Source organism: Streptomyces sp. NPDC007095, from assembly GCF_040634475.1.
In the GTDB taxonomy this organism is placed as follows: Bacteria; Actinomycetota; Actinomycetes; order Streptomycetales; family Streptomycetaceae; genus Streptomyces.
Genome location: NZ_JBEYFS010000129.1, coordinates 1 through 26,363 on the forward strand (window position 1 = coordinate 1; position 26,363 = coordinate 26,363).

A 26,363-nucleotide genomic window follows, 5' to 3' on the forward strand; every position below is an offset into this window, starting at 1 on the left:
ACGAGGGCCTGTGCCCGGCACGCCGAGAGCACGCACCTGACGCCGCAGGGCCCGCCCTCCGGGCGGACGACGGGAATTTGACGACAGGACCTAGCGCCGGGTTCCTCTTCGGTTGGGTACATGTCCTGGTGGCGGGGGCAGTGACCAGCTCAACTCCCGTGCCGGCCAACGGATCTGGGGCAGCCCCACCCACCACCAACGGGGTCGCCGCCGTCGGCACGCCGGCGAGGCGAGACGAACAACGGGGGGACGGCAGATGAACGTGATGATGGAGCGATCCGACCCGGGCGGCGCCGCGCCCACGTCGGCACCCGCGTCCGGCGAACGAAGGTACGATCACCGTCGGATTAGCCCGTTGGGTCGCCGCGGGTTCCTCCACCGTGGGGGCACTCCGTCCGTGCCCTGCTTTCGGGGCAGGCCAGGTGCGTGGTCCAGTGCGATGCCCGCGCTCTGACGAGCAGCTTGCGTATGGAAAGGGAGAATCGCTCCGATGGCCAATGAGGACGCCGTGTCCGGAGAATCGGGCAGCGCGCGTGTGATTGCCGGCCGCTACAGTCTGCTCTCGCCCCTCGGCGCGGGTGGCATGGGCACCGTGTGGCGCGCCCACGACAAGGTGTTGCAGCGCGAGGTTGCCATCAAGGAGGTCCGGGCGCCTGCCGGACTGGCGGCGCCCGACATCGAGCGGATGTACACGCGGCTGGAGCGTGAGGCGTGGGCCGCGGCCCGGGTGGCGCACCGGAACGTGGTGACCGTCTACGACGTGGCCATGGAGGAGGGTCGCCCGTGGATCGTCATGGAGTTGGTCCGCGGTCGGTCACTGGCCGACCTGCTCAGGGCCGAGGGCCGGCTCTCCCCGCAGCGTGCCGCGTCCATCGGCCTCGAGGTGCTCGCCGCGCTCCACGCCGCCCATGAGACCGGTGTGCTGCACCGTGACGTGAAACCGGCCAACGTGCTGATGGCCAAGGACGGCCGGGTGGTGCTCACCGATTTCGGCATCGCCGTGATCGAGGGCGATTCCGCGCTCACCATGACCGGTGAAGTCGTCGGATCGCCCGAATTCCTGGCTCCGGAGCGGGCGCTGGGCCGGCGGTCCGGGCCCGCGTCGGACCTGTGGTCGCTCGGCGTGCTGCTGTACGCGGCCGTCGAGGCGCGCTCCCCCTTCCGTCAGAACACCCCGCTCAGCACCCTGCGGGCCATCGTGGACGCGGAGTTGCCGCAAGTCCGCCGGGCCGGTGCCCTCACGCCGGTCATCGAGGGGCTGCTGCGCAAGGATCCGGACGAACGTCTCACCGCCGAGCAGGCGGAACAGGACCTGCGGCTCATCTCCCAGGGCGGCGTCCCCGACGCGGGAATCGTGCAGCCGCCTTCTGACTCCCCGACCGTTTCGGTGCAGCCCACGACGCGCATGTCTCCCGCGGATCCTGGGGAACAGCCCACGGTCACGCATTCCTTGGCGCAGCCCACGGTCGCTGATCCCTTGGCGCAGCCCACGGTCGCTGATTCCCTGGCGCAGGCGACGGTCGCGGATCCTTCGGCGCAGCCCACGGTCACGCATTCCCTGGCGCAGGCGGCGGACGCGGATCCTGGGGCACGGCCCGCGGTCGCGGACCCCGCAGTGCCGGATCCGCGCGCCGCGGGAACACCCGCCTCCTCCGTCCCCCCGGTTGCCCCGCGGCGCAGCCGGCGCAGCATCGCGCTCGTTGCCGCGGGCGTGTCCCTGTGCGTGCTGGCGCTGGCCGGGGTGGGCTATGCGCTCATGAACGACGGAAACGGAAGCGGAGATCGCCAGAGCGCCGGCAACGCTACCGCAGGGGCGGGTTCGGCCTCGAAAAACGCCGAGAACGCCACCGCCTCGAGCACACAGGGCGACGACCAAGGCGCCTCCGCCACCCTGGGGGTGCGGGTGACGGTGACGGGTTCGCACACGACGTACTCGGGACGGTGCCCGCCGCCGAGCGAGCAGGCGCCCACCTTTACGGCGACGTTCTCGGTGGACCGGCTCCCGGCCCAGTTCTCCTACCGGTGGGTGTCCAAGGACGGCTCGGTGACCGATCCGCACTGGAGGACGCTGGTGTTCTCGGATGACGGAGGGCTCAGCAAGCAGGACACGGTGAGCCTGAGCACGTGGGCGGAAGCCGGAGAGCTCGAGAGCGAAATCGGCGTGGAGCTCAAGGCACCCTTGCACGGCAAGTCCAACATGGTGCCCCTGTCGCTGACTTGCGAGGCCGGAACGGGCTGAGGCACGCCGTCCGGGCACCGACCGACGGCTCGGACCGCGTTGCCGAGGGTCGCAACGGGCCGCCGCGGAAAGGTTTCCACCACTCTTCGCCGCGTGTCGGGTGCGTGGACCGGGGCGGCCCTCGGTCCCGGCCGTCCCGTGCCCGGAGTTCTCCTGCAGCGCGGCGAGGTGTCCGGATCGCGGCCCCGCAACGAGGCGCGGAACGAATTTGTCGCAAGAATCGAACTAAACCAGGTCGCGTTCACGTTTGAGTGAAGGCTCCGGTTTCGTGTCGGGTCAGCCGCGTCGAGCGGCCCCTCTTTCGCAGTTGGATGTCGTTCATGAGGAGTATGAGTGCCATCGGTCATCCTGGGGCAAACGGGCCCCTTCACTGGTCAAAGCGTGGTCCTGAGCGCTGCTCCACTGACCTTCGGTCGCAAGAGTGACAACGACGTCGTGATCGTCAGCGTCAACGCCTCCCGTCTGCACGCCGAAATCATCGAAGAGGATGCCGGCTTCGTGGTCTACGACCGCAACAGCCGCAACGGCACCTTCATCAACGACCAGCGCATCACACGGCACATACTGCGCTCCGGCGACCGCATCCGAATCGGTGAGGAGACCTTCCTCTTCGAGTCGCAGGACGCCATGGAGACGGTGATGGATCTCTCCCACCTGGACGCACCCCGGGTGAGCGCCGCCGCGGATCCCGGCATCCTCAGGGTCACCATCACCGGCGGTGGCCCGGTGGGACTCGCCTTCGCGTTGACGCTGGAGGCCATGCTGCGCGGGCGGGTCTCGATCACGGTCTACGAAGGGCGGTGGATCAAGAACGGCTCCACCGTTGTCTGGAAGGACGAGACCCAGGGAAACGTCCGTCGCCAGCAGGTCGTGACCATCCAGAGCCGGCAGTACCTCGCTCTGCCTGAGGAGATACGGTCGGCGCTGTTCGAGGACGCGGGCGACTATTCGGAGATGTGGCCCGTCGGACCGGACTCCGTGAACGGTCTGCCTCCCCGCAACATCCGGATCGCCTACGTCGAGGACCGCCTGCTGGAACTGGCGAACAAGAACGCCGCGATCCGGCTGGTGGCGGAGCGGTTCGACTCGGCGGAGCATCAGAGTCGGCTCTCGCAGGAACACGTCCTGGCGATCTGCGAAGGCGGACGATCCCGCACGCGGGAGCACTACGCCGACCGCTTCGGCGCGGCCGACGCCTCGATCTACTCCCTCGACGGCGACCATCTGCAGGACGTGGTGCTGGGACTCCGGGTGAAGTCCCCGCTCTCAGACCAGATGAGCGTCCTGCTGACCGTGTCTCAGAACAGGTTTCTTCTCAACTCGCTGCGCGGCGAAGGCTTCTTGAACATGCGGCTCACCCGCGAGGAGGCCCGAAACGTGATCGGCATCGACCCGGTCCGTCAGGTCTTCGAGGAGTGCATCGCCGCTCGCCCCTGCGTCATGAGCCGCGAAGAGGACCACGAGTTCCGCTGTCCCACGCACGGAACCCTCTTTCTGCCCGCCCTGCTGCGCAGTTCGCCCTTGTGGAAGCGGATCCGGGAAGGACTGAAGCTGTTCGGCGTGCCCGAGAACGACCTCACCGCGATCACGTCGTTCCGGCTGGACATGGTGCAGCGCCCGCGGTTCACGGCGCAGCTGAGCCGCCCGACCTCGACGGGCCCCGGCACGTACGGCTTCCTGCTGGGCGACGCGGCCAACGCCATCCACTTCTGGCCGGGGCGCGGTCTCAACAGCGGTCTCGCCTCCGCCACTTCGCTCGCTCGCTCCCTCAGCCGCACCTGGCAGGGCAAGCCGCTGCGCGACGCCGACTTCATCCGGCACGAGGCGGCCATGTCCATGCTTCAGTACCGGCACAAGAGCCGGGCCTGGAACGCCATGGTCACCACCGACGAACAGGGCGTCACCCGCGCCATCAAGGACATCATCGCCCGCAGCATGGAACCGGAACCCGGCGACGGCTCCGAGCCCGAACACGCGTCCCTCGACGCCCTGCTGGAGCGCATGAGCGCGATACGCGAGCGCCTCGCATCCCGTCTCCCCGGTATGCCCACTGACGAGGAACTGCGCGACCACCTCCTGACGCTGGACCCGGCCACGCTCCGCACGCTCCAGGTAAGCGGTGCGTGGGACACCCTGATCGTCGGCGGGGAGGAAGCCGACATCGATCTCTTCTACCAATCGGACTCCCCCGTCTACGTCCCTCGGCCCACCGACCCGCGAATCGGCCCTCCGGCCCTCGTGCCGCAGGATTCCGTGCCCTCCAACCCGGTCTGAGGCCGGGCGGGAGATTCCGCGGCGAGGAGAACACGGCTCCTCTTCTTCCCGAAGGAGAGGAGCCGTGCTCTCCGAAGTCGTACAGGGCATGATCATGATGGAGACGAGCGGTGCACGTCGATTACCTTGGTTGCATATGTCCGAGGTTGGTCATGGATTATAAGGGCAGGAAAATGTACGGCCTGAGAAAATGCTGAACGAGGTCACTGCAACCCGCTATATCGCACCCCTGCGGTCCGGAGGGTCCGTGCCCGGAGTCGTCGAGGCCGACGACCTCGGGACGTATGTCGTGAAGTTCACGGCCTCCGCGCAAGGCCGCAAGGCGCTGGTCGCCGAGGTGATCGTCGGTGAGCTGGCGCGCGCCCTCGGGCTGCGCTTCCCCGAGCTGGTCCTCGTCCACTTCGACCCGGCCGTCGCCGAGCACGAGCCGCACCAGGAGGTCCAGGACCTGCTGCGCGCCAGCGCCGGCCTCAACCTCGGCATGGACTATCTGCCGGGCGCGAAGGACTTCACCCCGGAGATCGCCAAGACGTTCCCCGTCGACCCGCTGGAGGCGGGCAAGGTCATCTGGCTGGACGCCCTGACGGTCAACGTGGACCGTACGATGCACAGCTCAAACCTGATGGTCTGGCCGACATTCGGCATCGCGCCCCCGCGGCTGTGGCTGATCGACCACGGCGCCGCCCTCGTCTTCCACCACCGCTGGGACGCCTCGGCCCCGGAGAAGGCGTACGACTTCCGCAGCCACGCCCTCGGCGGCTACGCCCCGGACACCCGCGCCGCCGACGCGGAACTGGCGCCCAGGGTGACGGAGGAGCTGCTGCGCGAGGTCACCGCCGAGGTGCCGGACGCCTGGCTCGCGGAAGAACCCGGTTTCGCGACCCCGGACGAGGCGCGCGAGGCCTACGTCGGCTATCTCCTCGCCCGCGTGAAGGCTTCCGCGGACTGGCTCCCCACGGACTTCCCGAGCCGCGAACAGCTCGCCGCCGAGGACGCGGACCGTGCGGCGAAGACCCAGCAGGGCCGTCCGAACTGGCTCAAGCGGGTCCCCGACCTGCACGGCAAACCGGCGGCTGAACAGGATTGGTCGGTGCACCTCGGATGACAGACGTCCAGCGCGTCCAGATCGAATACTGCACCCAGTGCCGCTGGCTGCCCCGCGCTGCCTGGCTGGCACAGGAGCTGCTCACCACCTTCGAGACGGAACTCACCGAGCTGTCCCTGAAGCCAGGCACCGGCGGCGTGTTCGTCGTCCGCGTGAACGACGAGGTGGTCTGGGACCGGCGCGAGCAGGGTTTCCCGGAACCGACGGCCGTGAAGAAGCTCGTACGCGACCGAGTGGCCCCGGGAAGGTCCCTGGGCCACTCGGACAAGGGAGCCGCCCCGGAGGTCAGCCCTTGAGCTGCTCGTAGGCCGGCAGCGTCAGGAAGTCGGCGTAGTTCTCGTCGAGCGCGACCTCCAGGAGCAGGTCGTGGGCCTGCTGCCAGTGACCGGCGGCGAAGGCCTCCTCGCCGATCTCGGCGCGGATGTTCGCCAGCTCCCGGGCGGCGACCTCGCGGGCCAGCTCCGGGGTGGCCTTCACGGTGTTCCCCGCGTGCTCGAACTCGACGCCCGCGTTGATCCACTGCCAGATCTGCGAGCGGGAGATCTCGGCGGTGGCCGCGTCCTCCATGAGGTTGAAGATGGCGACCGCGCCGAGCCCGCGCAGCCAGGCCTCGATGTAACGGATGCCGACCTGGACGGCGTTGACCAGACCGTCGTACGTCGGCCTGGCGTCGAGGGAGTCGATGGCGATCAGGTCCCCGGCGGCGACCGACACGTCCTCGCGCAGCCGGTCCTTCTGGTTCGGCCGCTCGCCGAGGACGGCGTCGAAGGAGGCCATCGCGATCGGGACCAGGTCCGGGTGGGCCACCCACGAGCCGTCGAAGCCGTCGCCCGCCTCACGGTCCTTGTCGGCCTTGACCTTCTCGAAGGCGACCTTGTTGACCTCCTCGTCGCGCCGGGAGGGGATGAACGCCGCCATGCCGCCGATCGCGTGCGCGCCGCGCTTGTGGCAGGTGCGGACGAGGAGTTCGGTGTAGGCGCGCATGAACGGGGCCGTCATCGTCACCGCGTTGCGGTCCGGCAGCACGAACTTCTGGCCGCCGTCACGGAAGTTCTTGACGATGGAGAAGAGGTAGTCCCAGCGGCCCGCGTTCAACCCGGAGGCGTGGTCGCGGAGTTCGTAGAGGATCTCCTCCATCTCGTACGCCGCCGTGATCGTCTCGATCAGGACGGTCGCGCGGACGGTGCCCTGCGGGATGCCGACGTAGTCCTGCGCGAAGACGAAGACGTCGTTCCAAAGGCGGGCCTCGAGGTGCGACTCCGTCTTCGGGAGGTAGAAGTAGGGGCCCTTGCCGAGGTCGAGCAGGCGCTGCGCGTTGTGGAAGAAGTAGAGGCCGAAGTCGACGAGCGCGCCCGGGACAGGTGTGCCGTCCGCGTCGAGGAGGTGACGCTCGTTCAGGTGCCAGCCGCGCGGACGCATGACGACCGTCGCGAGCTCGTCGTTCGCCTTCAGAGCGTACGACTTCCCGGACTTCGGGTCCGTGAAGTCGATGCTGCGGGTGTACGCGTCGATCAGGTTGAGCTGACCGGTGACCACGTTCTCCCAGGTGGGTGCCGAGGCGTCCTCGAAGTCCGCGAGCCACACCTTCGCGCCCGAGTTGAGGGCGTTGATGGTCATCTTGCGGTCGGTGGGGCCGGTGATCTCGACACGGCGGTCGTTCAGGGCGGCCGGGGCGGGGGCCACCTTCCAGGAGTCGTCCGCGCGGACGGCGGCGGTCTCGGGGAGGAAGTCGAGCGTGGAGGTGCGGGCGATCTCGGCGCGGCGCTCCGCGCGGCGGGCGAGGAGCTCGTCACGCCGGGGCGTGAACAGCCGGTGCAGCTCGGCCACGAAGGCGAGGGCCGCGTCCGTGAGGACCTCTTCCTGCCGGGGCAGGGGCTCGGCGTCGACGATGGCCAGCGGGGACGGCGCTGGTGCGGACATGAGCTGTCACTTCCTTCAGCGAGCGTGGCACCGGGTGCCAGGCGACCCGGGTAGGGAGATCAGCGCCCGGAGAGCAGCCCGGCGCTTCTGAACAGTGGATAATAGTTTCCTCATGGTGGAAGTTCAATGGTTTGTTGATGTCGAGATTCTCCAGGTCGAGGCAACGTGGCGCTCAGTGCCGCGCCGTTCACTCAAGGTGTCCTAGATCGTCCTCCGTGTCGATGTCGTACGGCTCCGCCACGTCACCGCACTCGACGAGCGTGATCGCCGCCTCGTGCTCCTTCAGATAGGCGCGTGCCCCCCGGTCACCGGTGGCACTCGCCGCGACACCGGCCCAGTGGGCGGCGCCGAAGAGGACGGGATGGCCGCGCACTCCCTCGTACGCCGCGGAAACCAGCGAGGTGTCGTCCTGGTAGGCGGCGAGCACCCGCGCGACCGCCCGCGGCCCGATGCCGGGCTGGTCGACCAGCGAGACCAGTGCCGCCCGCGCGCCCGTGCCGGCGAGCGAGCCGAGCCCGGCCCGTAGTGACGAACCCATGCCGTGCTCCCACTCCGGGTTGTCCACGAGCACACACCCGTCGAGCCGCGCCCGCTCCCGTACGGCGTCGGCCCGCGCCCCCAGCACCACGTGGACGCGCGTGCACCCGGCCGCGCGCAGCGCCCCCACCGCGTACTCCACGAGGGGTCGCCCCCGGTGTTCGAGCAGCGCCTTGGGCCGCCCGCCGAGCCGTCGCCCCCCGCCCGCCGCGAGGAGCAGCCCGGCCACCTGGTCTTCTCTGTGTGTCATGCGCCGTCTTCCCTGTGCGTCATACCTCCTGCATACCTGACCCGGCGCCGAGGGCACGGTCTCGCGGGGCTGAATTTCGGTCCGCGCGGTGGCGCCACCGCATCGGGTGGCGTTTACTGGCCCGCGTCCCCCGGCGCCCGACCATCGCCATGGGGTGTGGGACGGACCGGCGAAGGGCGTGCGCACAAGGACGTGCGAGGGGGGCGAGCTGTGTTGCGGAGCTTGGGACAGAGGCCAGTGACCGGCAGCGACGAGGATCCGAGGGTGGCGGAACTGCGGACCGCCGTCTCCCGGCTGCGCCGTGAACTCGCCACGCACCCGGCCGAGTTCCCCGACCGGGGCATCGCCGAGGACGAGCTCGCGGCGCTCGCCGCGATGGCCCTCAGCGGTATGCCCGAGATACCCCGGCTGCGCCGCTCCTTACTGCTGATCGCGGGCGCGATCGGCTCGGTCAGCGCGCTGTCGACCGGCCTCGCGGGCGTACGCAGCGCGGTGGAGCTGTTCGGGGAACCGCCCCGGCGCCCTTGAGGGGGCCGGGGTCCTTCTCCGGGTGCGCTTTCGGAGTACCGCTCACGCCACCCAGTGCGGGCGGCCCGCCTCCGCCCCGGCCGCGGTGAGCCCGCTGTCCAGGGCGGTCGTGAGCCGGCGTACGGCCTCGTCGAGCACGTCGGACGGCAGGGTGTAGGGGAAGCGCAGCCGGTGCTCATGGGTGCCCGGGTCGGCGCCGAAGCGGGAACCGCCCTCGATGCGCAGGCCCTGGGCCAGGGCCGCGCGGGCCAGCGACGAGGCGATCGGGCGGCCCAGGTCGATCCACAAGGTCAGTCCGCCGGGCGGCAACTGCCAGCGCCAGTCCGGGAGATGGCGGGCCAGTGAGTCGGCGAGCGCGTCCCGCTGGGCGCGCAGCCGAGACAGCCGCTCGCGCAGCACCTCGTCCGTGCGCGCCAGCAGTCCGAGCGCGACCAGCTGGTCCAGGACCGAACCGCCCATGTCCGTGGGCACCCGTGCGGTCGCCAGCTCCGTGATCAGCCGGGATCCCGCCCGCACCCAGCCGAGGCGCAGCCCGCCCCAGTGCGTCTTGCTCAACGACCCCACCGTCACGACCTGGTCGCCCGTCCCGCGCGGCGCGAGCGAGGCGAACGGCGGGGCTCCGGGCACATCCAGCGCGATGTCCGTCATCGTCTCGTCGATCACCAGCCAGGTGCCGGTCGCGCGCGCCGACTCCAGTACGGCCAGGCGCTGTTCGAGCGGCATCAGATGCCCGGTCGGATTGTGGAAGTCGGGGATCAGATACGCGAGCCGGGGCGCCGCCTGCCGCAGCGCGCAGTCGATCAGCCCCGGGTCCCAGCCCTCCGCCGTGACGGGCACGGGAGTGGTGCGCAGTCCGGCGCGGCGCATCGCGTCGAGCGCGTTCGGATACGAGGGGTTCTCGACCAGGATCCGGTCACCGGGCCGCCCGAGCAGCCCGAGGGTCAGCGAGAGGGCCTGCTGCGCGCCGTTCGTGATGAGGATCTGGTCCGGCAGCGTAGGCAGCCCGCGCCGGGTGAACCGCTCGGCGACGGCGGCCCTCAACTCCGGGATCCCGTAGGGGTGATAGCCGGGTGTCGAGGCGCGCCGGGCCAGCAGGACGCCCGCCTCCGCGAAGGCCTCCGCGAGCTCCGCCTCGGGCGCGCCGGGCGCCGCGATGGCCAGGTCGATCACCCCGTCGTCGGCCGGGAAGGAGGCCACATTGGCCGGGCGGTGGCCGTCGGGCAGCTCCGTCCACGTCCCCGCGCCCCGCCGGCTCCGCGCGAACCCGTCCTCCCGCAGCAGGTCGTACGCCGCCGTCACCGTGGCCCGGCTGACCGTGAGCGCGGAGGCCAGCTCGCGCTCGGCGGGCAGCCGGACGTGCAGCGCGATCCGGCCGTCCAGGAGCAGCCTGCGTACACCGTCGGCCAGCGCGCGATACCCGAGGCGGCCGTCGGCGTGGGGCACGGCGGACAGCAGCGCGGCGAGCTGCCGGCTTCCCAGCGTCCTGTCCATTCCGTGGACCACCGGTCCGTTCACCATGCCAACTCCCTTGTATTGGCCCTGTGGGGCAGGCCAATCAGCGTACAGACTTCCGGGACCAGGGGAAATCGTCCCACCGCATTGGCCTGGGAAGGGGAGTGGAGTGATGTCGATCGACACCGGACACGTCTGCGAGAAATCGACAACCGGACACGTCTGCGAGAAGGGGAGCGTCAGCGCCAAGGGAAGCGTCAGCGCCAAGGGAAGCGACCACTGCCTCACCGATCGTGGGGAGCGGGAGATCCAGCGGCGCCAGGAGGAGCGGATGCCGGGGGTGCCGGTGCGGGAGTGGGTGCGCAGGCTGGTCGCGGGGCGCCGCTTCACGGCCCGTGCCGGTGGGGGGCTCGGGCTGCCGCGGCCGCGCCGGGGTGAGTTCTGATGGCGGCCCTCGGGCAGGTGGTCGTCGGAGTCAGCGGCTCGCTCGCCGGTCTCGCCGCGCTGCGGGTCGCCGCCCGTGCCGCCCGCGACAGCGGCCGCGTGCTCGTGGCCGTACTCGCGTGGGAGCCGCCCGAGGGCGAGGTCCGCTACGTCCGCAACCCCGACAGCGCCTGGGCCGCCCGCTGCGCCCGCGATGCCGCTGCGCGGCTCGACCGCGTCTTCGAGGAGGCCTTCGGCGGTACGCCGCCCGAGGCCACCGTCGTCCGCAGGGTGGTCCGGTCCCGTCCCGACCGGGCCCTGGGCCGGCCGGCCGCGCGCCCGGAGGACCTCCTGGTGCTCGGCGCCCGCACGGGGGCTCGTATTGCCGCGCTCCGCCCCCGGGTGCCGGCGCACGCCCGCTGCCCGGTCCTGACGGTGCCCGCGCCGGCCTTCGCACGGCGCGAACGCCGAGCACTGCGCCGGGCCATGGCGCGGGACTTCGCCGACTTCGCCGCCGGGTGACCCCCGGGGCGCGCAGGTCAGGCCCCCGGGCCCGAGCTCGCCAGCGCCTCCGACAGCTCCACCGCGACCTGCTGGAGCACGGGCACGATCTTCTCGGTGGCCACGTCCGTGACCCGGCCCGCGGGACCGGAGATCGAGATGGCGGCGGCCGTGGGGGAGTCGGGGACCGAGACGGCCAGGCAGCGCACGCCGATCTCCTGCTCGTTGTCGTCGACCGCGTACCCGAGACGGCGCACCTCCTCCAGTGCGGTGAGGAAGCCGTCCGGGGTGGTGATCGTCTTCTCCGTCGCGGCAGGCATGCCGGTACGGGCGAGCAGCGCGCGCACCTCGTCCGCCGGGGTGTGCGCGAGCAGGGCCTTGCCCACGCCGGTGGAGTGCGGCAGCACCCGGCGTCCCACCTCGGTGAACATGCGCATCGAGTGCTTGGAGGGCACCTGGGCCACGTACACGATCTCGTCCCCGTCGAGCAGCGCCATGTTCGCGGTCTCGCCGGTCTCCTCGACCAGACGGGCGAGGTAGGGGCGTGCCCAGGTGCCGAGCAGCCGGGAGGCGGACTCGCCCAGGCGGATCAGGCGGGGGCCGAGCGCGTAGCGGCGGTTCGGCTGCTGGCGTACGTAACCGCAGGCCACGAGCGTGCGCATGAGGCGGTGGATGGTGGGCAGCGGCAGCCCGCTGCTCACGGAGAGCTCGCTCAGGCCGACCTCCCCGCCGGCGTCGGCCATGCGCTCGAGCAGATCGAAGGCGCGCTCGAGGGACTGGACACCACCGCTCGGGGCGGATGACTTGGCGTCGTCGGTGGTGCTGGCGCTGGACGCAGGCACGGCGCGGTCCTTTCAAGGCTGACAGGCAGTGATGCAGCCTACCCGGCTGTTGGTTGACTCCTTGGTGGTACGTAGCTACGTTCTGCTTTGTGGAATTCTAATTCCATTCTATGGAAACATCCAGAGGGGTGCATTCGGGGGCAGGGTGGAGGGGTGAGCCCTTGACGGCGCGAGGGCTTGAGTGAAGACTCCTTCAACAGAACGTTGAATTCCGTTACGTGGAAGTTAACTGCGGCAGCGGGAGTCGACAGCGGCAGAGAGAGGGGTCCGGGTGTCCGACGTCGGATGGGTCGAACTGATGCTGCGCTCGACGCGCGTCATCACTCCCGAAGGGACGCGCGCCGCCACGGTCGCGGTCGCCGCGGGCAGGATCACGGCCGTGCTCGCGCACGACGCCGAGGTGCCGCCCGGCGTCCGCCTGGAGGACTTCGGCGACGACGTCCTCCTGCCGGGCCTGGTCGACACCCACGTACACGTCAACGACCCCGGCCGCACGGAATGGGAGGGCTTCTGGACCGCGACGCGCGCCGCCGCGGCCGGCGGCATCACCACCCTGGTCGACATGCCGCTCAACTCCCTCCCGCCGACGACCACGGTCGACCACCTCCATGCGAAGCAGGACGTCGCCCGCTCCAAGGCGCACATCGACGTCGGCTTCTGGGGCGGTGCCCTCCCCGACAACGTCAAGCACCTGCGCCCGCTGCACGACGCGGGAGTCTTCGGCTTCAAGGCCTTCCTGTCGCCGTCCGGCGTGGAGGAGTTCCCCGAGCTGGACCAGGAGCAACTGGCCCGGTCCCTGGCCGAGATCGCCGCGTTCGACGGCCTGCTCATCGTGCACGCCGAGGACCCGCACCACCTGGCCGCCGCCCCTCAGAAGGGCGGGCGGAAGTACACCGACTTCCTGGCCTCACGCCCGCGCGACGCCGAGGACACCGCCATCGGCAACCTCATCGCGCAGGCCGAACGCCTCCACGCGCGTGTGCACGTGCTGCACCTGTCGTCCTCCGACGCGCTGCCCCTGATCGCCGAGGCCAAGCGCGCGGGCGTGCGGATCACGGTGGAGACCTGTCCCCACTACCTGACCCTGACGGCCGAGGAAGTCCCCGACGGGGCGAGCGAGTTCAAGTGCTGCCCGCCCATCCGCGAGGCCGCCAACCAGGACCTGCTGTGGCAGGCGCTGGCCGACGGCACGATCGACTGCGTCGTCACCGACCACTCGCCGTCCACGGCCGACCTGAAGACGGACGACTTCGCGACCGCCTGGGGCGGCATCTCCGGGCTTCAGCTGAGCCTGCCGGCGGTCTGGACGGAGGCCCGCAAGCGCGGGCACAGCCTGGAGGACGTGGTCCGCTGGATGTCCACGCGCACGGCCCGACTGGTCGGCCTGGACTCCCGCAAGGGCGCCATCGCGGTGGGCCTCGACGCCGACTTCGCCGTCCTCGCCCCCGACGAGACCTTCACCGTGGATCCCGCCGCGCTGCAGCACCGCAACCGGGTCACGGCGTACGCCGGACGAACGCTCAGCGGGGTCGTGAAGTCCACCTGGCTGCGAGGCGAGCGCATCGTGGCCGACGGCGAGTTCGGCGCTCCCGGCGGCGAACTCCTGACGCGCACCCCGTAGTCCTCGGACGCATCCGCACCCGCAGCGGCCGACCTCGAAAGGCAGACCTGATCAACGTGACGGCGATTCCTCACTTCACCGGCGACGCGAGCCCTTACGGAGGCGGCGACCCGTACGCGGACCACCGCACCGCCGACTTCCCCTTCACCCAGTACGCCAACCTCGCCGACCGGCAGCTCGGCGCCGGGGTCATCGCCGCCAACGACGAGTTCTTCGCCCAGCGCGAGAACCTCCTGCTGCCCGGGCGGGCCGAGTTCGACCCCGAGCACTTCGGGCACAAGGGCAAGATCATGGACGGCTGGGAGACGCGGCGGCGCCGCGGCGCCTCGGCCGAGCACCCGTGGCCGACGGCCGAGGATCACGACTGGGCGCTCGTCCGGCTCGGCGCACCCGGTGTCGTACGCGGGGTGGTGGTCGACACGGCCCACTTCCGCGGGAACTACCCCCAGGCGGTGTCGGTCGAGGGCGCCTCGGTGCCCGGCTCCCCGTCACCGGAGGAACTCCTCGCGGACGACGTCAAGTGGACGACGCTCGTACCGCGCACGGCGGTCGGCGGCCACGCCGCCAACGGCTTCGCCGTCTCCGTCGAGCAGCGCTTCACCCACCTCCGCGTGAACCAGCACCCCGACGGCGGCATCGCCCGGCTGCGTGTGTACGGCGAGGTCGTGGCCGACCCGGAGTGGCTCTCCGCGCTCGGCACCTTCGACGTCCTCGCCCTGGAGAACGGCGGGCGGGTCGAGGACGCGTCCAACCTCTTCTACTCGCCCGCCACGAACACCATCCAGCCGGGGCGCTCCCGCAAGATGGACGACGGCTGGGAGACCCGCCGCCGCCGCGACCAGGGCAACGACTGGATCCGCTACCAGATGGTCGCCCAGTCCGAGATCCGCGCTCTGGAGATCGACACGGCGTATCTGAAGGGCAACAGCGCCGGCTGGGCGTCGGTGTCGGTGAAGGACGGCGACGACGGCGACTGGACGGAGATCCTCCCCCGTACCCGCCTCCAGCCCGACACCAACCACCGCTTCGTCCTAGCCGCGCCGGTGAGCGGGACCCACGCGCGCGTGGACATCTTTCCCGACGGAGGCATCTCCCGCCTGCGTCTGTTCGGCTCCCTCACGGAGGAAGGCGCCACGGCCCTCACGGCCAGGTACCAGGAGCTCGGCGGCTGAGGCCGCCCTGCCGTGCGGGGTCCGCGGGCCGTGATCAGGACTGGTCGCCGGCGGCGTCGCGGGCACGGCTGTCGCGCAGCTGCCGCCAGTGCGTGCGGTACAGCACGTAGTACAGGGCGACGATCACGGCACCCACCTGCAGACCCACGCCGAACTCCAGGAAGGAGTCCTCGCTCGTCAGCCGGTTGGTGAGGTAGGCGAAGTTCATACCGAAGAAGCCGGTCAGGAACGACAGCGGCAAGAAGATCATCGAGACGATGGTGAGTCTGTTGATCACGACGTTCTGCTGATCGGCGACGAGTGAGGCGTAGCTGGTCGCGGCCCGCCGGGCCGCGTCCCGCAGCGCCTCGATCTCCACGAGGACCAGCTGCACGGTGTGCTCGTGCAGCCGGTTCATCGCCTGCCGCTCCTCCGAGAGGTGGTGATCCGCCATCCTGCGGCGCACCAGGATCTCCTGGGCGACCGCGGCGTACGGCAGGAACGCGCGATGCAGACGGGCCGCGCGCCGTCGCAGCTGGGCCAGCCGGTGGACGTGCTCCGGCTGCCGCCGCTCGAACATGGCCTCCTCCAGGTCCTCGACCTCCAGATGGGCCTGTGTGACGGCCCGGCGAAAGGTCTCCAGGACCCCTTGCAGAAACAGGAACAGCGTCGTCATCACGTCGGGGGGCAGATCCTGCCGCAACCGGTCGATGAAGGCCTCGATCAGTTCGACGGACCCGTGATGCACCGTGATGAAGCGGCGCTCGTCGGCGAGGACATGGACGTGGGAGACCTCGTTTCCGCAGACCACCGGAACGACGCCGATGGCAGCGCCGCCGTGGTACTCGGCCCGGACGTGCTCGTCCGCTCTGCCGAGCCACTCCCCGGCCGCGTCGTCCAGTCCGAGCCGACGGGAGAGCGGCTCGTCGTCGAGTGGGGGTTCGTCTCCCAGGTCGATGTCCACGATCACGAAGCCGGAGGTCGCCGCGAGGCGCTCCCGGGCCTGTGCCAGACCGGTGCGTACGACGACGCCCTCCGGCATCGACACCACCGAAACGATCATCGCCCCTCACCGTGGATGGCGTCGTGTGCACACTGCACCGTCCCTCGGCACACTACCGCCGAAGGTCCCGCGAGCAGCTGACCGCGCCCGGCGTCGTGTCGGGCTTCGTTAACTCCCGGAAAATTCATCGGACTTGGCGGGAGAAATCCTCTGCCTTGACATTGACATGCCAGGGTCTACGCGCGTCATCCTAGAGTCATGAGATTCCCCCCACGAATCACTCGTATCGGCGCCCTGGTCGCCTTCATGTCCGCGCTGCTCATCGGCGGCACCACCGTGGTCCCCGCCAATGCGGCGGCCACCGCCGTGGGCAGCATCTGCTACAGCAACCTGCCGTCGCAGGCGTACGACACGCTGGACCTGATCGCGTCGGGCGGTCCCTTCCCGTACTCGCAGGACGGGGTCGTCTTCCAGAACCGGGAGGGTGTCCTGCCCTCCCAGTCCACCGGGTACTACCACGAGTACACCGTCATCACGCCGGGATCCTCGACGCGCGGCGCCAAGCGCATCGTGACCGGCAAGAAGACGCAGGAGGACTACTACACCTCGGACCACTACGTCACGTTCAAGCTGATCAACTTCGGCTGCTGAGCCGAGGGCTGAGCGTGCGACTGGTTTGACCGTTTGATCTGCTTCAACCGGTTCGGCTGTTCTGATCGCCTTGCGGAAGCTCCTCGCCCCGCGGTTCCCCCCACGTTCATGGGCCGCGGGGCGAGGTACGTCCGGACGAAAGTATGCGGCGCCGCAACTTTGGTCGACGATCGCCGCCGCGGGGGAGGTGCCCGCGGGGCGGGCCTCGTAGATTTGCCGACCGTGAGTGGTGACAATCCGGTGCCGATGGCACCCGTTCTGCCCGGGCGGCGCTGGCTGCTGCCGTCGGCCGTGGTCGCGGAGCTCGGCCCCGAGCGGACGGGGCGGGGCGGACGGCCGCGGCGTACCGCGCGTGACTGGGTGGTCGACCTCGGCTGCTTTCTGCTGGCCGTCGTCATCGGGGTGATGGCCGCGCACACGCTGGCCCGCGACCCGGACACCCCGCACGCCCTCGCCGTCGTCGACCAGTGGATCGGCGGACTCGCCTGCCTCGCCGTGTGGTCGCGCCGCCGGTGGCCGCTGGGGCTGGCCATGGCGATGATCCCCGTCGGACTGCTCTCCAACACCGCGGGCGGCGCAGGCCTGATCGCCCTCTTCACGCTCGCCGTGCACCGGCCCCTCAAGTACGTGGGCTGGGTCGCCGGTCTCCAGCTCGCCCTGCTTCCGGTCTACTTCTGGCTGCGCCCCGATCCCGATCTGCCCTACGCCGCCGCCATCGCCGTCACCGCGCTGCTGACGCTGGCGGTCGTCGGCTGGGGCATGTTCGTACGGTCCAAGCGGCAGCTCATGCTGAGCCTGCGGGACCGGGCTCGGCGGGCCGAGACGGAGGCCGCGCTACGGGCCGAGCAGGCGCAGCGGCTGGCGCGCGAAGCGATCGCGCGCGAGATGCACGATGTGCTCGCCCACCGGCTGACGCTGTTGAGCGTGCACGCGGGGGCGTTGGAGTTCCGGCCGGACGCGCCTCGCGAGGAGGTCGCGCGGGCCGCCGGGGTGATCCGGGAGAGCGCGCACGAGGCCCTGCAGGATCTGCGGGAGATCATCGGGGTGCTGCGGGCGGGTGACTCCGACGACGCGGGGCGGCCGCAGCCGACGCTCGGCGCGTTGGACGCGCTCGTCTCCGAGTCGCGTGAGGCGGGGATGAAGGTGGCCCTCGATCTGCGGGTCACCGATGCCGCGGCCGTGCCCGCGTCCGTCGGGCGGACCGTGTATCGCATCGCCCAGGAAGGGCTGACGAACGCTCGTAAGCATGCTCCGGGAGCCGAGGTCACGGTTGATGTCTCGGGTGCCCCGGGCGACGGTCTGAGTGTGTCCGTGCGAAATCCGGCCCCTCCGGGGGAGGTGCCGCATGTGCCGGGTTCCGGGCAGGGGCTGATCGGGCTGACGGAGCGGGCCACTCTGGCCGGGGGGCGCCTGGAGCACCGGTCCGACGGGGGTGGGGGCTTCTTGGTGCGGGCGTGGCTGCCGTGGGGTGGATGAGCGTGGGGTGCGGGTGTGTCAGGGCTTGCGGGGGATTACTCGGTGGCCCGCGGTGCCGTACACCCAGCTTGATGTCTCGTTGATGAAGTCTGTCGGGAAGCCTGTGCGGAAGGCCGTGGCCTCCTCCAGGCTGGTCAGAATGTGGTCGGGGAGGGCGAGTTCGCTCGCGCCCAGGTTGTCGGTGAGCTGGGTGACGTGGCGTGCGCCGATGATGGGGTGGACGGTGGGGGAGTGGGCCATGGTCCAGGCGATGGCCACCTGGGCGGGGGAGGCGCCCAGTTCGTCGGCCGCCGACTGGACCGCTTCGGCCACCGTCCGTTCGAGTTCCCCGATCGCCTCCGGGGAGAGGCGGGTCGCCGTGCCCGGGGCCACGCCGCCCGGACGTGTGTACTTGCCCGACAGAACGCCGTTCTGCAGCGGGCTCCACGCGGCCACCGACATGCCGAGGGTCTCCGCCATGGGGAGGAGCTCACGTTCCGCGTCGCGGCTGAGCAGGCTGTACGGTACCTGGAGTGCGGCGAAGGGGGACCAACCTCGCCACTCGGCAAGGGTGTTGGCCCGTGAGACCACCCAGGCGGGCGCGTCCGAGATACCCACGTACAGGACCTTGCCGGACCTTACGGCGTCGTCCAGGGCACGCATGGTCTCCTCGACCGGTGTGTTCCGGTCCCAGATGTGCACCCAGTAGACGTCGATGTAGTCGGTGTCGAGGCGCCGCAGGCTCGTCTCCAGGGAGAGGGCGAGGTTCTTGCGGTGGTTCCCGGCGGCGTTCGGGTCGGTGCCGTCGCGGGAGACGGTGTACTTGGTGGAGAGGACGAAACGGTCGCGCCGGCCCTTGAGCAACTCCCCCACGATCTCCTCGCTGGCGCCGCCCCGGTAGTTGACGGCCGTGTCCACCACGTTGCCGCCCGCCTCCGCGTACGCGTCGAGGATCCGCGCGCACTCCTCTCTCGGCGCTCCCACCCCGCCCTGCTCCCCGAACGTCATGGCGCCGAGGAACAGCTCCGAGACGCGCAGGCCGGTCCTGCCCAAGAGCCGATAGCGCACTGAACTCCTCACTCCCGGGTGAGACCCCGTCGAGACTGTCCTGTCGGCCGACGGTAGTCGTTCGTCGCGTTCGAAGCGTGGGTAATGCCCCGGCGGGCACCTACGGTAGGCACCATGAATGCGATCCGGCTGCTTCTCGTCGACGACGATCCGCTGGTCAGGGCCGGCCTGTCCTTCATGATGGGCGGCGCCGACGACATCGAGATCGTCGGCGAGGCCGCGGACGGCAGTGACGTCGAGGCGCTCGTCGACCGCACCCGCCCGGACGTCGTCCTGATGGACATCCGGATGCCGGTGGTCGACGGGCTCACGGCCACCGAACGGCTGCGAGGGCGCGAGGACGCGCCGCAGATCGTGGTCCTCACCACGTTTCACGCCGACGACCAGGTGCTGCGGGCGCTGCGCGTGGGTGCCGCCGGGTTCGTTCTCAAGGACACGCCGCCTGTGGAGATCCTCGACGCGGTACGCCGGGTCGCGGCCGGTGATCCCGTGCTCTCGCCCGCCGTCACCCGCCAGTTGATGGAGCACGCGGCCGGTGGGGCGCCGGGTGGGCGGCGCACCGGCGCCCGGGACCGGATCGGCGCGCTCAACGACCGTGAACGCGAGGTCGCCGTGGCCGTCGGCCGGGGCTCCTCCAACGCCGAGATCGCCGCCGAGTTGTACATGAGCGTCGCCACCGTCAAGACCCATGTCTCACGGATCCTCGCCAAGCTCGGCCTCAACAACCGTGTGCAGATCGCCCTGTTGACGTACGACGCGGGACTTCTGGAGGGAGACGACGGGCACTGAGCGCGGGGTCTGCGCGTTGGAAGGACAACGGGAGGGGAACCATGATCGATCTGGGGGAGTACGGCGCGGGGTTCACGAGGGACCCGTATCCGGTGTACGCGGCGCTGCGCGAGCGTGGCCCCGTCCACTGGGTGCGGACGCCGCAGCCGGGTGCGTACGAGGGCTGGCTCGTCGTCGGGTACGAGGAGGCGCGGGCCGCCCTCGCCGACCCGAGGCTCTCCAAGGACACGAGGAGAGGGGGGTGGAGCTCGCTCGAAGAGGAGCTGATGGGCCGGTACGTGCTGATCGCCGACCCGCCGGAGCACACCCGGCTGCGCTCCCTCGTCACGGGCGCGTTCACCATGCGGCGGGTGGAGGCGATGCGCCCGCGCGTCCAGCAGATCACCGACGAACTGCTGGACGAGATGCTGCCGAAGGGGGGCGCCGACCTCGTCGACTCGTTCGCCTATCCGCTGCCGATCACCGTCATCTGCGAGCTGCTCGGCGTTCCGGACATCGACCGGGTGACGTTCCGCGCGCTGTCGAACGAGATCGTGACGCCGACCGACGGAGATTCCGAGCTGGCCGCCGTCCGGCAGCTGGCCGCCTATCTCGATGAGCTGATCGAGGACAAGCGGTGCACGGCACCTGGCGACGACCTGCTCAGCGACCTCATCCGCACCCGGGCCGAGGACGGCGACCGGCTCTCCCGGGACGAGTTGCGCGGGATGGCGTTCATCCTGCTGGTCGCGGGCCACGAGACCACGGTCAATTTGATCACGAACGGTGTGCATGCTCTGCTCACCCACCCCCGCCAACTCGCCGCGCTGCGGGCCGACATGACGCTCCTCGACGGCGCGGTGGAGGAGGTGCTGCGCTTCGAGGGACCGGTCGAGACGGCGACGTACCGCTATGCGGCGGAGCCGCTGGAGATCGGTGGCAGGGCCATCGCGGCCGGTGACTCGGTGATGATCGGGCTCGATGCCGCCAACCGTGACGCGGCGCGCTGCCCGGATCCGGACCGCTTCGACATCCACCGCGTCCCGCAGGGCCATCTCTCCTTCGGGCACGGCATCCACTACTGCCTGGGTGCGCCGCTGGCCCGTCTCGAAGCCCGGGTCGCGCTGCGCTCCCTGCTGGAGAGATGCCCGGATCTCGCGCTGGACGGGCCCCCTGGTGACTGGCTCCCCGGCATGCTGATGCGCGGTCTGCGCAGCCTGCCGGTGCGCTGGTGAGTGGTGCGTGGGAGGTGAGGCGGGGGTGACGAAGGTGCCGCTTCGGGTGAGGAGGGGCACCGACGTGTCCGCTCAGTCCCGTCTGCCGGGGATCTCCGCCAGGTACACCGGGCGTCTCTCCAGCCGCGACAGCTCGCAGGCCTCGGCGATGCGCAGTGCGTGCAGGGCCTCCTGCCCGTCGCAGGGGTTGGCGCGTTCGCCGCGCACGACGTCGACGAAGGCGGCGAGCTCGGCCTCGTAGGCGGGGCCGAAGCGCTCCAGGAAACCGGTCCACGGCTTGTCGGCGGCCGGCGGTCCGGCCGGTTCGGTGGAGGTGATCGGCGTACGGTCGTCCAGGCCGACGCCGATCTGGTCCAGCTCGCCGGCCAGTTCCATGCGCACGTCGTAGCCCGCGCCGTTCAGCCGGGTCGCCGTCGTCGTGGCGAGTGTGCCGTCGTCCAGGGTGAGGACGGCGGCGGCCGTGTCGATGTCATGCGCCTCACGGAACATCGAGGGCCCGGCGTCGGAGCCCATCGCGTACACCTCGACCACCTCGTGGCCGGTGATCCAGCGCAGCATGTCGAAGTCATGGACGAGGCAGTCGCGGTACATGCCGCCGGAGACCGGGAGGTACGCGGCCGGGGGTGGCGACTGGTCGGAGGTCATCGCGCGGATGGTGTGCAGCCGTCCGAGCCGCCCCGAGCGCACCGCCTCGCGCGCGGTCGTGTAGCCCGTGTCGAAGCGGCGCTGGAATCCCAGCTGCAGGACCGTGCCGGCCGCGTCGACCTCGGCGAGCGCGGACAGCGTGCCCGGCAGATCGACCGCGATGGGCTTCTCGCAGAACACCGGGAGCCCCAGGCGCGCGGCCCGACCGATCAGTTCGCCGTGCGCCGAGGTGGCCGCCGTGATGACCACGGCGTCCACACCCCAGGTGAAGATCTCGTCCACGCTGGGCGCCGCCGTCGCGCCCAGCCGGTCCGCGACCGCATGTGCCCTCACCGAGTCCGCGTCCGTGACGATGAGGGAGCCGACCTCGCGGTGGCGGTTGAGAACGGTCGCGTGAAATGTGCCGATACGACCCGTTCCGATAAGTCCGATGCGCATGGGAACAAACTGAGGCCCACCAGGCACGCTGTCAATGCTTTGTCCGGACAATCGAACTACACAACTTCCCGTCAACATCTCCCGGAGCTACGCTCGGCCCGTGCCGAAACCAGATGAGGATCCGACCGTGTCGCTCCAGCTCAGCGTCGACCGCAGCAGTCCGGTCCCGCTGTACTTCCAGCTGTCCCAACAGCTGGAGGCCGCGATCGAGCACGGGACCCTGACCCCGGGCAGTCTGCTCGGCAACGAGATCGAGCTCGCGGGGCGGCTCGGGCTGTCCCGGCCCACGGTCCGCCAGGCCATCCAGTCCCTCGTCGACAAGGGTCTGCTGGTGCGCCGCCGCGGTGTCGGCACCCAGGTCGTGCACAGCCAGGTCAAGCGGCCTCTGGAGCTCAGCAGTCTGTACGACGACCTGGAGGCGGCCGGGCAGCGCCCCGCGACCCGGGTGCTCGTCAACACCGTCGTACCGGCGTCCGCCGAGGTCGCGGCCGCTCTGGGCGTGGCCGAGGGCAGTGACGTGCACCGGGTGGAGCGGCTGCGGCTCGCCCACGGGGAGCCGATGGCGTACCTCTGCAACTACCTGCCCCCGGAGCTGCTGGAGCTGGACAGCGAGCAGATGGAGGCCACCGGTCTGTACCGGCTGATGCGGGCCGCGGGCATCACGCTGCACAGCGCCCGTCAGTCCGTCGGTGCCCGCGCGGCCACCGCGGAGGAGGGGGAGCGGCTCGGTGAGCCCGAGGGGGCACCGCTGCTGACCATGCAGCGCACCACGTTCGACGACACCGGGCGCGCGGTGGAGTTCGGCAGCCACATGTACCGTGCCTCGCGCTACTCCTTCGAATTCCAGCTTCTCGTGCGGCCGTGAATCGGCCGTGAATCGGCCGTCAATCGGCCGTCAATCGGTTGGGGAGTGGCCGTGATTCGGCTTCGGCGAGGCCGAATTTGAATCGTAAGAATGTTCTAAAAAGTGCATTGACTGGTGTGCGGACGCAAAGCTAGAACTCCCCTCAGCCGCAAAGGAGCGGCGGAAAAGAGGGTGTTCCGACCATGCGTACAGCCCGAACGGCAGCGGCGGTGATCGCCGTGATCGCGCTCGCGGCCGGCTGCAGCAACTCCGGTGGCAAGGACTCCGAGAACAAGGCGAGCGGCAGCGGGAGTGGTGGCAAGGCCGCGAGCACGCCCCGTCTGAAGATCGCGATGGTGACGCACTCCGGCGAGGGCGACACCTTCTGGGACATCGTGCAGAGCGGCGCCAAGCAGGCGGCGAGCAAGGACAACGTCGACTTCCTGTACTCGAACGACAAGGAAGCGGGCGGGCAGGCCCAGCTCGTCCAGGCCGCCATCGACAAGAAGGTCGACGGGATCGTCGTCACCCTGGCCAAGCCCGATGCCATGAAGGACGTCCTCGCCAAGGCCGAGCAGGCGGGCATCCCGGTCGTCACGATCAACTCCGGTGCGGAGTTCTCCAAGCGGTTCGGGGCGCTCGCGCACTTCGGCCAGGACGAGTCGGTCGCCGGTGAGGCCGTCGGAGAGGAGCTCAACAACCGGGGCCTGAAGAAGGCCGTCTGCGTCATCCACGAGCAGGGCAACGTCTCGTTGGAACAGCGCTGCGCGGGCGTGAAGAAGACCTTCAAGGGCACGGTCGAGAACCTCAACGTCGACGGCACCAACGCCCCTGCCACCCAGTCCTCCGTCGAGGCGAAGCTCCAGGCGACCAAGGGCATCGACGCCGTGGTCACCCTGGGCGCCCCGATCGCCGCCGTCGCGGTGAAGGCCAAGGCCGACGCGGGCAGCAAGGCGGAGATCGACACCTTCGACCTGAACGCCGAGGTGGTCAAGCGCCTCCAGGCCAAGGAGGTCGGCTTCGCGGTCGACCAGCAGCCCTACCTCCAGGGGTACGAGGCCATCGACATGCTGTGGCTCTACAAGACCAACGGAGACATCCTCGGCGGCGGCAAGACGGTCCTGACCGGCCCGGCCATCATCACCGAGAAGGACGCCTCGACCCTCGAGAAGTACACCGCGCGCGGGACCCGCTGATGGGGTGCACGATCCCAGTGTTCGATACTTGGGCGTTTGGGGCCGGCGAGATGTCGGCCCCCGGGGCCTGCGGAACGGCCCGCCGGGCCGCTTCGCGGGCCCCGGCGCACCAAAGAACACAGCAAGAAGGGCACGGCCTCGTGGCACGGACTCGGACCTGGGTAAGCATCGCGCTCGCAGGGGCGCTGGGGGTGTCCCTCGCGGGATGCAGCAGCACCGGCGGGAAGCGGGCCGAGGATGCCCGTAAGGCGGCGTCGGCCCAGGGCAGGGCCGCGGTGAACACGCCCAAGTGGACTTTCGCGATGATCACCCATTCAGGCGACGGCGACACGTTCTGGGACATCGTGCAGAACGGCGCCAAGCAGGCCGCCGTCAAGGACAACATCAACTTCCTGTACTCGCACAACGCCGAGGCGCAGCAGCAGGCGCAGCTCGTCGACGCCGCCGTGGACAAGCAGGTCGACGGCATCATCGTCACGCTGGCCAAGCCGGACGCGATGAAGGCCGCCGTCGCGCGCGCCGAGAAGGCCGGCATTCCCGTGATCACGGTGAACTCCGGATCCGAGCAGTCCAAGGCGTTCGGCGCGCTCGCCCACATCGGGCAGGACGAGACGATCGCCGGTGAGGCGGTCGGCGAGGAGCTGAACAAGCGGGGCCGCAAGAAGGCCCTGTGCATCCTGCACGAGCAGGGCAACGTCGGCCACGAGCAGCGCTGCGCCGGTGTGAAGAAGACCTTCCACGGCACCGTGCAGAACCTCTACGTCCAGGGCACCAGCATGCCCGACGTGCAGTCCTCCATCGGCGCCAAGCTGCAGGCCGACAAGTCCATCGACACGGTCGTCACGCTCGGCGCCCCCTACGCGGACACCGCGGTGAAGGCGAAGGCCGACGCGGGCAGCAAGGCCGAGATCGACACCTTCGACCTGAACGCGAAGGTGGCCTCGGAGCTCAAGGACGGCACGCTCGGCTTCGCGGTCGACCAGCAGCCCTACCTCCAGGGGTACGAGGCCGTGGACCTGCTGTGGCTCTACAAGTACAACGCCGATGCCCTCGGCGGCGGCAAGCCGGTCCTCACCGGCCCGCAGATCATCACCAAGGATCAGGCCGCCGCGCTCGAGGAGTACACCAAGCGGGGGACCCGATGAGCGCCACTGCGCCTGCACCCGCGCCGTCGCCCGACACCAAGGTCGACGAGCGCCTCCTGAAGACCTCGCCACTGCGCAGACTCATGGGCCGGCCCGAGCTCGGCTCCGTGGTCGGCGCGATCGCGGTCTTCCTCTTCTTCGCGATCTTCGCGGACAGCTTCGTACGGGCCGCGAGCCTCAGCACGGTGCTGTACGCCTCCTCGACGATCGGCATCATGGCCGTACCGGTCGCGCTGCTGATGATCGGCGGCGAGTTCGACCTCTCCGCGGGCGTCATGGTGACCAGCTCCGCGCTGATCTCCTCGATGTTCAGCTACCAGATGACCGCGAACGTCTGGGTCGGCGTCCTCGTCTCGCTGGTCGTCACGCTGGCGATCGGCGTCTTCAACGGCGTCATGCTGACCCGTACGGACCCGCCGAGCTTCATCATCACGCTCGGCACCTTCCTGATGCTGACCGGTATGAACCTCGGCTTCACCAAGCTGATCAGCGGCACGGTGTCCACGAAGTCGATCTCCGACATGCAGGGCTTCTCCTCGGCCAGGGACGTCTTCGCCTCGACGCTCACCATCGGCGGCGTCGACTTCAAGATCACCATCCTGTGGTGGCTGGCCCTGGTCGTCGTCGCCACCTGGATCCTGCTGCGCACCCGCTTCGGCAACTGGATCTACGCCGTCGGCGGCGGCGAGGACGCGGCCCGCGCGGTCGGCGTCCCGGTCAACAAGACGAAGATCGGCCTCTACATGGGTGTCGCCTTCGGCGCCTGGATCTCCGGGCAGCACCTGCTGTTCTCGTTCGACGTCGTGCAGTCCGGCGAGGGCGTGGGCAACGAGCTGATCTACATCATCGCGGCCGTCATCGGCGGCTGTCTGATCACCGGCGGCTACGGCTCCGCGGTCGGCGCGGCGGTCGGCGCGCTGATCTTCGGCATGGTGAGCAAGGGCATCGTGTTCGCCGAGTGGAACCCGGACTGGTTCAAGTTCTTCCTGGGAGTGATGCTGCTCCTGGCGACCCTGCTCAATCACTGGGTCCGCAAGCGCGCGGAGGCGACGGCATGACGACGGACGGCGAC

Annotated in this window: 24 protein-coding genes; 17 read left to right on the top strand and 7 right to left on the bottom strand. The window is 70.1% G+C overall.

Going from position 1 to position 26,363, the window contains the following annotated elements; genetic code table 11:
- The first annotated feature begins 490 nt into the window (after positions 1–490).
- The 4 genes from ABZ656_RS35110 to ABZ656_RS35125 all read left to right on the top strand — a co-directional run bounded on the left by ABZ656_RS35110 (position 491) and on the right by ABZ656_RS35125 (position 5,914).
- On the top strand, positions 491–2,239 hold the full coding sequence (locus ABZ656_RS35110; protein WP_360273431.1) for a protein kinase: 1,749 nt from the start codon (positions 491–493) through the stop codon (positions 2,237–2,239).
- Between the two features lie 333 nt (positions 2,240–2,572).
- Entirely contained in the window at positions 2,573–4,513 is a 1,941-nt protein-coding gene (locus tag ABZ656_RS35115) for an FHA domain-containing protein (protein ID WP_101401702.1), read from the top strand.
- 190 nt (positions 4,514–4,703) lie between these two features.
- The gene (locus ABZ656_RS35120; protein WP_101401703.1) at positions 4,704–5,618 is read left to right on the top strand and encodes a HipA family kinase; all 915 of its coding nucleotides are present in this window, start codon (positions 4,704–4,706) and stop codon (positions 5,616–5,618) included.
- The gene (locus ABZ656_RS35125; RefSeq protein ID WP_101401704.1) at positions 5,615–5,914 is read left to right on the top strand and encodes a SelT/SelW/SelH family protein; all 300 of its coding nucleotides are present in this window, start codon (positions 5,615–5,617) and stop codon (positions 5,912–5,914) included. Before ABZ656_RS35120 ends, ABZ656_RS35125 begins: the two co-directional genes overlap by 4 nt.
- Here the strand turns inward: ABZ656_RS35125 and aceB are convergent.
- Together aceB and ABZ656_RS35135 are read right to left on the bottom strand one after the other, a co-directional pair.
- Positions 5,904–7,538, bottom strand: a complete 1,635-nt coding sequence (gene aceB / locus ABZ656_RS35130) for a malate synthase A (protein WP_360273436.1) — start codon at positions 7,536–7,538, stop codon at positions 5,904–5,906. The two genes, ABZ656_RS35125 and aceB, sit on opposite strands and share 11 nt — an antisense overlap.
- A 187-nt stretch (positions 7,539–7,725) precedes the next feature.
- On the bottom strand, positions 7,726–8,325 hold the full coding sequence (locus tag ABZ656_RS35135; protein WP_360273439.1) for a nucleotidyltransferase family protein: 600 nt from the start codon (positions 8,323–8,325) through the stop codon (positions 7,726–7,728).
- A gap of 210 nt (positions 8,326–8,535) precedes the next feature.
- Between ABZ656_RS35135 and ABZ656_RS35140 the strand changes: the two genes are divergently transcribed.
- Complete coding sequence (locus ABZ656_RS35140; protein ID WP_054237073.1) at positions 8,536–8,853, top strand: DUF5955 family protein; 318 nt, start codon at positions 8,536–8,538, stop codon at positions 8,851–8,853.
- A 42-nt stretch (positions 8,854–8,895) separates the two neighbouring features.
- Here ABZ656_RS35140 and ABZ656_RS35145 read toward each other — a convergent pair whose 3' ends face one another.
- Positions 8,896–10,371, bottom strand: a complete 1,476-nt coding sequence (locus tag ABZ656_RS35145; protein WP_360273442.1) for a PLP-dependent aminotransferase family protein — start codon at positions 10,369–10,371, stop codon at positions 8,896–8,898.
- Between the two features lie 106 nt (positions 10,372–10,477).
- Between ABZ656_RS35145 and ABZ656_RS35150 the strand changes: the two genes are divergently transcribed.
- Positions 10,478–10,750: a hypothetical protein gene (locus ABZ656_RS35150; RefSeq protein ID WP_360273445.1), complete on the top strand. Its 273-nt coding sequence runs from the start codon at positions 10,478–10,480 to the stop codon at positions 10,748–10,750.
- Complete coding sequence (locus tag ABZ656_RS35155; protein ID WP_360273448.1) at positions 10,750–11,250, top strand: universal stress protein; 501 nt, start codon at positions 10,750–10,752, stop codon at positions 11,248–11,250. The genes ABZ656_RS35150 and ABZ656_RS35155 overlap by 1 nt, the downstream gene beginning before the upstream one ends.
- A 17-nt stretch (positions 11,251–11,267) precedes the next feature.
- Here the strand turns inward: ABZ656_RS35155 and ABZ656_RS35160 are convergent, their stop codons facing one another.
- Positions 11,268–12,071, bottom strand: a complete 804-nt coding sequence (locus tag ABZ656_RS35160) for an IclR family transcriptional regulator (protein WP_101401709.1) — start codon at positions 12,069–12,071, stop codon at positions 11,268–11,270.
- Positions 12,072–12,369: 298 nt separating this feature from the next.
- On the opposite strand from ABZ656_RS35160, the gene allB reads away from it, so the two are divergent.
- Positions 12,370–13,692, top strand: a complete 1,323-nt coding sequence (gene allB / locus ABZ656_RS35165) for an allantoinase AllB (RefSeq protein ID WP_101403866.1) — start codon at positions 12,370–12,372, stop codon at positions 13,690–13,692.
- Between the two features lie 56 nt (positions 13,693–13,748).
- Positions 13,749–14,864 carry an allantoicase gene (gene alc / locus ABZ656_RS35170; protein ID WP_101401710.1) on the top strand — a complete coding sequence of 372 codons (1,116 nt, stop codon included), beginning with the start codon at positions 13,749–13,751 and terminating at the stop codon, positions 14,862–14,864.
- Between the two features lie 34 nt (positions 14,865–14,898).
- Here the strand turns inward: alc and ABZ656_RS35175 are convergent, their stop codons facing one another.
- On the bottom strand, positions 14,899–15,906 hold the full coding sequence (locus ABZ656_RS35175) for a CorA family divalent cation transporter (RefSeq protein ID WP_180362159.1): 1,008 nt from the start codon (positions 15,904–15,906) through the stop codon (positions 14,899–14,901).
- Positions 15,907–16,104: 198 nt separating this feature from the next.
- Here ABZ656_RS35175 and ABZ656_RS35180 point away from each other — a divergent pair, with 198 nt between their 5' ends.
- Positions 16,105–16,497, top strand: coding sequence for a ribonuclease (locus ABZ656_RS35180; RefSeq protein ID WP_101401711.1), 393 nt, complete (start codon positions 16,105–16,107; stop codon positions 16,495–16,497).
- A 246-nt stretch (positions 16,498–16,743) separates the two neighbouring features.
- Positions 16,744–17,973: a histidine kinase gene (locus ABZ656_RS35185; RefSeq protein ID WP_360273462.1), complete on the top strand. Its 1,230-nt coding sequence runs from the start codon at positions 16,744–16,746 to the stop codon at positions 17,971–17,973.
- Between the two features lie 18 nt (positions 17,974–17,991).
- On the opposite strand, the gene ABZ656_RS35190 is transcribed toward ABZ656_RS35185, so the two are convergent.
- Positions 17,992–19,020 carry an aldo/keto reductase gene (locus ABZ656_RS35190; protein WP_101401713.1) on the bottom strand — a complete coding sequence of 343 codons (1,029 nt, stop codon included), beginning with the start codon at positions 19,018–19,020 and terminating at the stop codon, positions 17,992–17,994.
- 114 nt (positions 19,021–19,134) lie between these two features.
- Here ABZ656_RS35190 and ABZ656_RS35195 point away from each other — a divergent pair, with 114 nt between their 5' ends.
- Positions 19,135–19,809, top strand: a complete 675-nt coding sequence (locus ABZ656_RS35195; RefSeq protein ID WP_101401714.1) for a response regulator transcription factor — start codon at positions 19,135–19,137, stop codon at positions 19,807–19,809.
- 41 nt (positions 19,810–19,850) lie between these two features.
- Complete coding sequence (locus ABZ656_RS35200) at positions 19,851–21,023, top strand: cytochrome P450 (protein WP_101401715.1); 1,173 nt, start codon at positions 19,851–19,853, stop codon at positions 21,021–21,023.
- A 72-nt stretch (positions 21,024–21,095) separates the two neighbouring features.
- On the opposite strand, the gene ABZ656_RS35205 is transcribed toward ABZ656_RS35200, so the two are convergent.
- Positions 21,096–22,106, bottom strand: coding sequence for a Gfo/Idh/MocA family oxidoreductase (locus ABZ656_RS35205; RefSeq protein WP_101401716.1), 1,011 nt, complete (start codon positions 22,104–22,106; stop codon positions 21,096–21,098).
- Positions 22,107–22,233: 127 nt separating this feature from the next.
- Here ABZ656_RS35205 and ABZ656_RS35210 point away from each other — a divergent pair, with 127 nt between their 5' ends.
- The 4 genes from ABZ656_RS35210 (at position 22,234) to ABZ656_RS35225 (ending at position 26,349) form a co-directional block, all read left to right on the top strand.
- The gene (locus tag ABZ656_RS35210) at positions 22,234–22,971 is read left to right on the top strand and encodes a GntR family transcriptional regulator (protein WP_060898451.1); all 738 of its coding nucleotides are present in this window, start codon (positions 22,234–22,236) and stop codon (positions 22,969–22,971) included.
- 182 nt (positions 22,972–23,153) lie between these two features.
- Entirely contained in the window at positions 23,154–24,146 is a 993-nt protein-coding gene (locus tag ABZ656_RS35215) for a sugar ABC transporter substrate-binding protein (protein WP_101401717.1), read from the top strand.
- Between the two features lie 140 nt (positions 24,147–24,286).
- Positions 24,287–25,291, top strand: coding sequence for a sugar ABC transporter substrate-binding protein (locus ABZ656_RS35220; protein ID WP_101401718.1), 1,005 nt, complete (start codon positions 24,287–24,289; stop codon positions 25,289–25,291).
- Positions 25,288–26,349 (top strand): ABC transporter permease, encoded by a 1,062-nt coding sequence (locus tag ABZ656_RS35225; RefSeq protein WP_101401719.1) that lies wholly within the window; start codon positions 25,288–25,290, stop codon positions 26,347–26,349. Before ABZ656_RS35220 ends, ABZ656_RS35225 begins: the two co-directional genes overlap by 4 nt.
- Positions 26,350–26,363 lie beyond the last annotated feature (14 nt).